The following is an 8,545-nucleotide window of genomic DNA, read 5'->3' on the forward strand; positions in this document are numbered from 1 at the left end:
GGGTGATTTGAGGCGAGTGCACTAGAAGAGTCAGTGGTTTCTTCTGTTCTTTGTACTGGCTCGGAGGATGTGGATTGTTTAGTTTCTCCTATCAATTCTTCTATGCTAGACCATTGCTCTGGAATTTTTGCTTGTATAGTTTCTTTGCTTTGAGATTTTCTACGAAAAATTTGAAGGGGATCATTTGCTTTTCGATTTGTATTCAAAGAATACTTTTTTTGAATAAACTTATGTTCAAGAGGGAGATTCCTGGAAGTGTTTGATGTTTTGTTTTTTTGTTTAATGGTAGACGAGGAGGATTGATCATGAGTGTCAAAACTACCATTTAACTGGTATTTTGTTGTGTCTTGAGGATTAGATGAGGTAATAATAGAACGAAATATTTCAGTTTTTTTATGGGATCTTCGTGAAATATGAGGGGAGGATTGATTGGTATTTGAGCTTTTTTTTGTTTTGGTTTGAAATGAAGTATCGTAATCAGGAAATGAGTTTTTTTGAAGACTAGAGTTTTTAGATAAAGGATCTTTGTTGAGTTCAGGTATTTTTATGGAAGTATTTTCTGCTTTTGTTTCAGGGGTGAATGAGGGCTGAAGCGAAGGGGGAATTAACGTTTTATTTTGTATTAGTGGGGATGTTTGTAATCTTTGTTGTTGAAATATATCGTCTATTAAGATACCTTGAATGATGGATTTGTTCACAAAACTAATATTTATTGTTCCCAAGGGTTTGATAAACTTTGGAGCAATAAATTTTTGTCCTAGGGGATGATGGGTGAGTAAGGGAGAGTTTAAGCTTAATGGTGTTTCTGGTAAGTTGTTTTGTGTTGCGTTTTCTGTCATAGTCAATACTTTAGTCCTTTAGGTTGACTAGAAGTTACATAAGTCTGAATATAGCTGTTTGTCTATTTTTTCGGCTCAGGCTCATAGTATGGAGTTATAATCTCAATTTTTCGGGTTTGTTAGCGGCCAGATAAAATTAGCTCAATGCCTTCGTAGGCTAGGGTTAATTCTTCGATCGCCACTGAAGAACTGTCTGCTTGCAAAGCAGGAGCCTTCCAACTCACGGGTATTGCGTCCAGTAATGACCACGCTAACTGGGTTTCACCCGCTTGGTTGAACATGAGGATATTGAGGTTATATCGCGTTTTGGGAAAGCTACTGAGGGTTTGTGAGAGCCAATTCCAGAAGGTTAAATCGTTGGTCATTCCCCGTTTTAAGGTCACATCGTCAAATTCTGCATGGCCAACTAAAATGTGCTGCCGATCGTTGAGTCCCCCTTCAAGTAAGGTTTCTTTTTTCATATTGACTCCGAAGCCCGAACATTCACTGAAAGAAGCTTTGATTTCATTACCAATTTCAACGTAAAACCGATTGGTGAGAATGTAGTTGGCTCGATGTTGGGTATAGCGATTCGGTTTCTTCATGACAAGCGTCCTTTATATAATCCTTGACGTTGTTTTTGTTCACGTAAGTCTTCGAGTAATAATGCATAAACTCGATCGGCTAACTGTTGGACTTTCAAAGGATCGTCTTTAATTTTTTGGGCGGCTTTTTGTAAGGTATCAAAATTCGTTTGATCGGTGGGTCGGCGGTGGGTTTGGAAGGGTGCAGGAATGGTAAAGCCAGCCGCTTTATGTGGATCGCCGATGGGTTCCCAGGAGCTATGGGGGTTATAATCATTAGTCATGGTCTGAGGTTTAGGGGAATGAGGCCGGTTTTTGCTAATAGGTTTTGCATTTCTTCAGTTTGCAGAAGCTCGGCAAATTTTTGCCCGATAGGAGGACGGCTATTATCACGAGCATAAACGACGGTGAGAGGATATGCCAAGGGATATTCACCGGTTTGAAACAATTCTACATGGGGGAAATAACTGCCTTTATCATTGCAGAGATCGGTTCCTGGATTCAATGGTTGAGTGTTGTTTTGAATGAGGGGTTGAACGGCGGTTTTATTCTCAGTGGAAATGGCTAGGGGATAAACGGAACATTGGCCAAAAACTTGGGCGATCGCCCCAAAGCCAATGCCACCGATTTCCCGTTCCTCAAAATCGGCTAATATTGTTCGCAATAGCTCGAAAATCGGTAGGACAGAAATCGTAGATTCCGATGGCGTAGTGACCAAAGCATCGGGGTTTGTCGGTTTTGGCAACCCTTGACGAAAGGCGGCGATCGCCCCCGGATCTTGCAAAACCTGCTCCTCAAAGATACGGATGAGTTCGGGATTTTCGGGCACATATAACTTCACCGGTAAATCGGGGCCTCCCAACTCTTGCCAATTCGTCACTTCCCCGGTATACAACTGACGTATCCGATCCAAACTCAACTGTCCGTTTAAGGTTCGGGGCAAAGAGTTACGGCGAAACTCGTAACTAAATGGGACAAAAATTACTAATCCATCATAGGCAATTCGTTTAGCTTCTAAATCCGGTTCATTGATGGCTGAGGCAATGGCAAAATCAGCCCGATCGCCGCGCACAGTAGAAATAGCCTCTTCCAAAGACTGCACGGGTTCATACACCAACTCCAACTTAGGAATACGCTGCCCTAACTCCGTTTCCAAGCGCCGTCCCAACGCTACCAAATTCGGTTGTTTGAGTACATAATTCCAAATCCCATTCCCCACGGCTGTATACTGAAACCGTCCCTGGGGAACAGCAGCTACATCTTGAACACAGCAAACCCTCGGATTTTGGGCGGTTGCCATACCATTGGATCGGCGCAGTAACCACCACCCTAAACCACTCCCCAAACCCAACAATAGCAAGAGCCACAGTAACCACCACCAGCGACGCTTGCGCTTAATATCTTCTTCTTCTTGTATTTCCGCTGACTCGATGAACTGTAGCGATCGAGACAACTGAGGCAAAGACTGGCGAGCCACTTCTGCACTAGGAAATGGCGTATCAACCTCCAATAAGCGCCAAATAAACTGTTGAATTTTGGGATCGACATCCGGCCAATTTTGGGGCAACTTTGGATTTAAACTGTTTTCTTCTTCAAGCGACCACGTGCCGGTCAGTAAGGTAAAGCTGATGTGACCCAAATCCCGCAAATCTTGGCTTAATGCGGGTCGTTTTACCGTCATCGTGGGTGGGAAAAAACGATATTCCCACAACCACAAATCAGACAAATAAATCAGAAATTGGGGAAACTCAAAAAACTGTTGCTCTTGGGGCAAAATCAGCAGAGTATCTAAACTCAAATTTCCATGGGGTAACCCCCCTTGAATTTTGCTTGACGGTAGGCGATATTTTTGCCCATGCAAGGACTCTAAACTTTGCAAAACCTGATTCAAAAAATGCAACAATTCAAACTGATCCATTGCCCCCTTTTGTTGCACATATACCCTTAATGTGGGATAAAGACTGGCCAAACCCTCGGTGACCACATAACAGCGTTCTTCGTGGCGATCGCCGATCGCATCCCCAAAACTCAACACCCGAAAATCCTGGGCCCGACCATCAGCCAAAACTGCCCCAGCCACATTCTCAAAATTATCCTTGTAATTCTGCGCTTCCTGAATATTAAAATAGCGCTTGGGTAACAAATACTCTTTAATCACCACAGGCGCATTATTCACCACCTGCGCCCCTTTATACAACCTTCCCATCCCTCGAGTCCCGAGAAATTCCGTTACCCGATACCGTCCCCGATGGCCGACGATCTCTGCTTTCGGGCGTAAAATTGCCGGAAATCCGCATCTCAGACAAACTTTGGTCTCCCCATCCGCTTCAATACTCTGACGGGGCTGATCGCACTCCAATGGGTCTCCCCAAATACATCGGTATTCCGTATAAATCCAGTCTCTACGGGACCCCACCACCGGAGGCGCAACGGTTTCTACCGGTGCAACCTCTGCTTCTGCTTCCTCGTCTTCTTCTCGCTCTCGACGCAACAGATCCAGCATATCCTGTTGGATAAACGGAATCAGTCGAATCATCCAGAAGGGAAAGAAACGATACAAGCGGTAAAATAAGCCACTTCTCAAGAAGCTCAACCGACTTTGGGCCCGTCCCCGTCCCTCCCGCTCAATCTGCTCTAGAGTTCGTCGGCCAAAAGGCCGATTATTTCTTCCTTGTCCCATCTGATGTCAAGAAGTCCTGCTATTCAACCCTTTCGATTGCATCCGATACTGGACTCCCCTCCAATACCGACACAATTCCAGGTAAATACCGATCTACAATCGTCACATTGGCATACACTAACGATCGCACCAAAGCCAGACTGAGGCGATCGTTCTCTACATCAATGCTTGTCTTATATCGGATTTCACCGTCCGTAAAGTCTAACTCAAAATTGCCCAAAATCATGCCATAGTTAGCTTTTGTTAAGAATTCAGCCATTAACCCCCGATACTCCTCTCCAACTGCAACAGGACAGATAGAATAAAAAATAAATTGCTTGTCCGCTTCATGAATCCGAGCATAACAGCGCCAACGACCGTTGTCTCCCTGAAAAGCTAACTGTAAAAGTCCGGATTTTAACTGTATAAATTCCCAATCATCTTCATGGAAAAACTCGCGCACCACGGACTCTAAAGAACGTTCATCTTCCTCCTCTGTCCACTCCTCTAACTGGCGCATAAATTGGGTGAATTTTCCCTCTTTAGCCTCTGATAATGCTCCTTCTAAACCCTCCTGAACCACATTAAATAGGGTTTCCAGAGCTTGCGCTCCCATCTGAAAAGCTTGGGTCAATTCAGTTAAATTGGCTCGTTTCCAAAAAGTATCATAACCCACCCGTTCCCCATTAACCTCTTGATAAATAGAGAGAGCTAACCACAACTCAGATTGCAAGTATTCTGGGCTTAAAATTATACGTAAATCCTCTGGGATGGGATCGGGAATTCGATCGGGTTGTAACATCAGTTCTAAATATAGGGGGCGATCGCTCAAAAATTCCCCAGTCATCTCCCCGCGCCATCGTTTCTCTAAATTAAACCGATTTTTGCCCTCAATTTCTTCATAACTGGGCCCATCTACTGCCACCTTTAAGCTTACTTCCGGTAACCCCTCGTCAGAGTTCACCCCGATCTCCACCCCTTGCACTGGCAATGGAGTCTCATGTTCCGCATCAAAAATAATCTCTTGATTCAGTTCTAAATTGCGATCGCTCATAACCATTCCCTATATTCAAGCTGACACCAATCAAGTTAAGTGGGTTTAACAACGCGATATTCTGCCTGAAAAACCTCTTCCCAAGACAGAGAAACCCCTTCACATTGAACCCCCATTTCTGTTTCTGCATATCGCACTGCTCTCTGGAAACATTTCTCCCAAATCGAGTCAATAAAATCTTGATTTAAGCTAGGAATTTCTTCCTGAATATCCTCAATTTCATCTCGTGCAGATTGAATCGTAATGCTCCAACTCGCCGATCGCATCTCTGGCTGCTCATTCCACTTAATAATGTGGCTCATGAGTCGAATTAATTGACTTTGTATCGCTCGTTTTTCACTTCTTCCCATGGCTTCAATCAGTGCTTCTAACCCTTGACTCGCTTCGCTTGCACTACCTGCGTGCAAGCGATCTAAAATAGCGTTTGCGGTTTGATAATGGGAATGAATGGCCAGTTGCTGCCAATCGGATAAGGTGGACATGACTCACTTCCTCTCATGGTTTGGCGATCGCTACTTACAGCACTTTCCGCTGTTATCGCAATTTTAACTTATAGAGCAATTCCGTTCTGAAAAACTGAGACAAACTATGACAGGCTTAGAGTAAGCTGTACATAATTTGATGCTTTCTTCTTGCTTCTCGGTGTCCGCTTTACCGAAGTATTGCGTTTGTTCGACACTCCACAAGCTAACACGGGCGAACTACCCGCCTTTGAAAGATTAATAGCTGCGTTCAAGTCACGATCTAAGAAGAAACCGCATGATGGACAGATAAACGTCCTATCAGACAGTTTTAAGTCTTTCTTGACTTCTTGGCAGTCTGAACAAGTCTTAGATGATGGATAAAATCGCTCTACGACGGTTAACTGACTACCATACCATTGGCATTTATACTCAAGTTGCCGTCTGAATTCATAAAAACCACCATCAGCTATTGCTTGAGCTAAACGATGGTTTTTGAGCATTCCGCTCACATTTAAGTCCTCTATCACTACTTCGCTGTGGTTTTTGGCTAAATAGGATGTTAACTTATGAGTAGCGTCCTGACGGATACATGCCACTTGATAGTGTGCTTTGGCTAGTTTTTTAATCGCTTTTTTACGGTTATTAGAACCTTTCACTTTACGACTTACATTTCGTTGTAGTGAAGCTAATTTTTTCTTGGCTTTGCGATAGGCTTTAACCGAAGGAAAGGTCATTCCGTTCGATAAAGTAGCCAATGTTTTAACACCTAAGTCAACACCTACACAGCCTTTAGGATGGTCGATCGGCTGAGGTTCAGCGTCAACTTTATAAGAGATAAACCACTTATCAGCTTGGCGACTAATCGTTACATTGCTATGAGACTTAATGAGAATAGGGGGCAGGAATTTCTCGTAAGTTTTCACCCACCCAATCCGAGGTAATTTAATTTGATTCCCTTTGATTTGAATGTTTCCTTCTAGATAAAAACTATCATTAACCCCTTTTTTCTTAAATCTAGGAAAACCTCGTATTTTGACCGTAAAGAAATTTGTAAAAGCTCTCTCTAAATCTCTTAAAGCCTGTTGAGGAGCGCATTTAGATACCTCATAATACCATTCATTTTGAGATTTAACCTCAGCGACTAAACGCTTGTGCAAAGTAATCGCAGAAGGTCTTTTTTCTCCTTTTTCGTGAAGCTCTATACAAGTAGCTAATCCCCAATTATAAGCATGACGGGCTACTCCTGCGTGTTTCCCTATTAAAGTTCGTTGCTTATTATTAAGATGAAGCTCGGTCTTAAATGACTTCATTTTAAATCTTTAGCTACCTCTTTTAATTGTTGAACTATCTGCTTATTTTTATGGCTTCTCGACCCGTAAAGCCTCGCAGAAAAAACGGTAATCACTTCTAAAACATCTTGGGCTAACTCTTCCTCAAAAGTAGAGTCCTCACTTCGATTAATAATAATTACTTCTGTGCCAAATATTTCACATAATGTAAAAATTAAGTCACTCCCAAAACGAAGAAGTCTATCTTTGTGGGCAATTACCAGTCTTTCAACTTGATAAGTACAAATTAGTTTGATGAGCTTAATCAGTCCTTTTTTTCGGTAGTTAATACCTGAACCGAGATCGGAAATCACCTCAAAAGACCACCCGTGAGAAGCACAATAAGCTTCCAAAACGATTTTTTGTCGCTCTAAGTCATCTTTCTGGTCACGACTGCTAACACGGGCATAAGCTACTGTTAAACTATCATCTTGTTTATTTCCTATGAGGTCTGATACCTCAAAACGTCGATGACCTCCTTCTGTTCGCACTGCTTTGATTTTTCCGTCAGCTTCCCATCGGCGTATGGTCTTGGTTGACACGCCTAATAATTCGGCTGCTTCGGACACACTCAGTAAGTTAGACATGAGTTCATAATAACAGATCTGATGTCTAATTTTGTAAAATTTTGTCTAAAATTTTAATGAACAGTCATTCCCCTCATCCCCCAACTCCTTCTCCCACTTCAGAATCTATGCCTACAATAAAAACACCGATCAAAACGCCATCATCCTTATGTATCTCACCTATCTTGATAGCAACTCTTGGTTACTCGAACTCGGAGGACAAAACATCCTCATTGACCCCTGGTTAGTTGGCCCCCTAGTATTTGGTAACTTGCCCTGGCTCTTCAAAGGATATCGTCCCCAAGACCGTGCCATTCCAGAAACTATTGATTTAGTCGTTCTCTCCCAGGGATTAGAAGATCATGCCCATCCCCAGACCCTGAAACAATTGAATAAAAATTTACCCGTTGTTGGCTCCCCCAATGCCGCCAAAGTCGTCAAAGAATTCGGCTATACTAACATCCATTCCCTAGAACATGGCCAAACCTATCGCTTCAATGAGCAGGTCGAGATTCAGGCCGTTCCTGGTTCTCCCATTGGCCCCACCCTCGTAGAGAATGGTTATATCTTTAAAGAACTCTCTAGCGGCAAAACCGTTTATTATGAACCCCACGGTTACCATTCCCCTACTCTACAGGAAAAGGGACCGATTGATGTAATTATTACGCCCATGATCGATTTAGGTTTACCGATAGTCGGGCCAATCATTAAAGGTACAGAAAGTGCCCTCAAAGTAGCTCAATGGGTCAAACCTCAAGTCATGTTGCCCACAGCAGCAGGGGGGGATGTCAAATTTGAAGGCTTGCTGATTTCCTTACTCCGAGCCGAAGGAACCGTAGAAGACTTTCAGCAAAAACTATCGGCTCAAGGCTTAAGCACCCAAGCCCTCTCCCCCACCCCTGGAGAGCGCCTAGAAGTACCACTGCATTAAACTTGGGGATGGAGAGGATGGGAAGGACACGGGGACACGGGGACGAGAAGACACGGGGACACGGGGACATTAATTGCCTCTTGCCTCTTGCCTCTTGCCTATTCCCCATTCCCCATTCCCCATTCCCCATTCCCCATTCCC

General features: G+C 43.5%; 9 protein-coding genes. 1 reads left to right on the plus strand and 8 read right to left on the minus strand.

Annotated elements, in window-relative coordinates; all coding sequences use genetic code 11:
• The 8 genes from AC3A14_RS23195 to AC3A14_RS23230 all read right to left on the minus strand — a co-directional run.
• Nucleotides 1-839: hypothetical protein (locus AC3A14_RS23195; protein ID WP_487779187.1), on the minus strand; the 839-nt coding region annotated here is incomplete at its 3' end.
• A 119-nt stretch (nucleotides 840-958) separates the two neighbouring features.
• Nucleotides 959-1,423, minus strand: a complete 465-nt coding sequence (locus AC3A14_RS23200) for a phage tail protein (protein WP_318701078.1) — start codon at nucleotides 1,421-1,423, stop codon at nucleotides 959-961.
• Nucleotides 1,420-1,686, minus strand: coding sequence for a hypothetical protein (locus AC3A14_RS23205; RefSeq protein ID WP_318734692.1), 267 nt, complete (start codon nucleotides 1,684-1,686; stop codon nucleotides 1,420-1,422). Before AC3A14_RS23205 ends, AC3A14_RS23200 begins: the two co-directional genes overlap by 4 nt.
• Nucleotides 1,683-4,082 (minus strand): substrate-binding domain-containing protein, encoded by a 2,400-nt coding sequence (locus tag AC3A14_RS23210; RefSeq protein ID WP_318734689.1) that lies wholly within the window; start codon nucleotides 4,080-4,082, stop codon nucleotides 1,683-1,685. Before AC3A14_RS23210 ends, AC3A14_RS23205 begins: the two co-directional genes overlap by 4 nt.
• Before the next feature lie 19 nt (nucleotides 4,083-4,101).
• Nucleotides 4,102-5,115, minus strand: coding sequence for a YbjN domain-containing protein (locus AC3A14_RS23215; RefSeq protein ID WP_318701081.1), 1,014 nt, complete (start codon nucleotides 5,113-5,115; stop codon nucleotides 4,102-4,104).
• A gap of 35 nt (nucleotides 5,116-5,150) precedes the next feature.
• Nucleotides 5,151-5,597 (minus strand): DUF29 domain-containing protein, encoded by a 447-nt coding sequence (locus tag AC3A14_RS23220; RefSeq protein WP_318701083.1) that lies wholly within the window; start codon nucleotides 5,595-5,597, stop codon nucleotides 5,151-5,153.
• A gap of 104 nt (nucleotides 5,598-5,701) precedes the next feature.
• A complete protein-coding gene (locus tag AC3A14_RS23225) occupies nucleotides 5,702-6,889 on the minus strand; it encodes an RNA-guided endonuclease InsQ/TnpB family protein (protein WP_318734686.1) in 1,188 nt (395 codons plus the stop codon).
• A complete protein-coding gene (locus AC3A14_RS23230) occupies nucleotides 6,886-7,494 on the minus strand; it encodes an IS607 family transposase (RefSeq protein ID WP_318734684.1) in 609 nt (202 codons plus the stop codon). The genes AC3A14_RS23225 and AC3A14_RS23230 overlap by 4 nt, the downstream gene beginning before the upstream one ends.
• A 148-nt stretch (nucleotides 7,495-7,642) precedes the next feature.
• Between AC3A14_RS23230 and AC3A14_RS23235 the strand changes: the two genes are divergently transcribed.
• Nucleotides 7,643-8,404, plus strand: coding sequence for an MBL fold metallo-hydrolase (locus tag AC3A14_RS23235; protein ID WP_318734681.1), 762 nt, complete (start codon nucleotides 7,643-7,645; stop codon nucleotides 8,402-8,404).
• Nucleotides 8,405-8,545: the final 141 nt, after the last annotated feature.

It is taken from the genome of Roseofilum sp. (assembly GCF_982964205.1).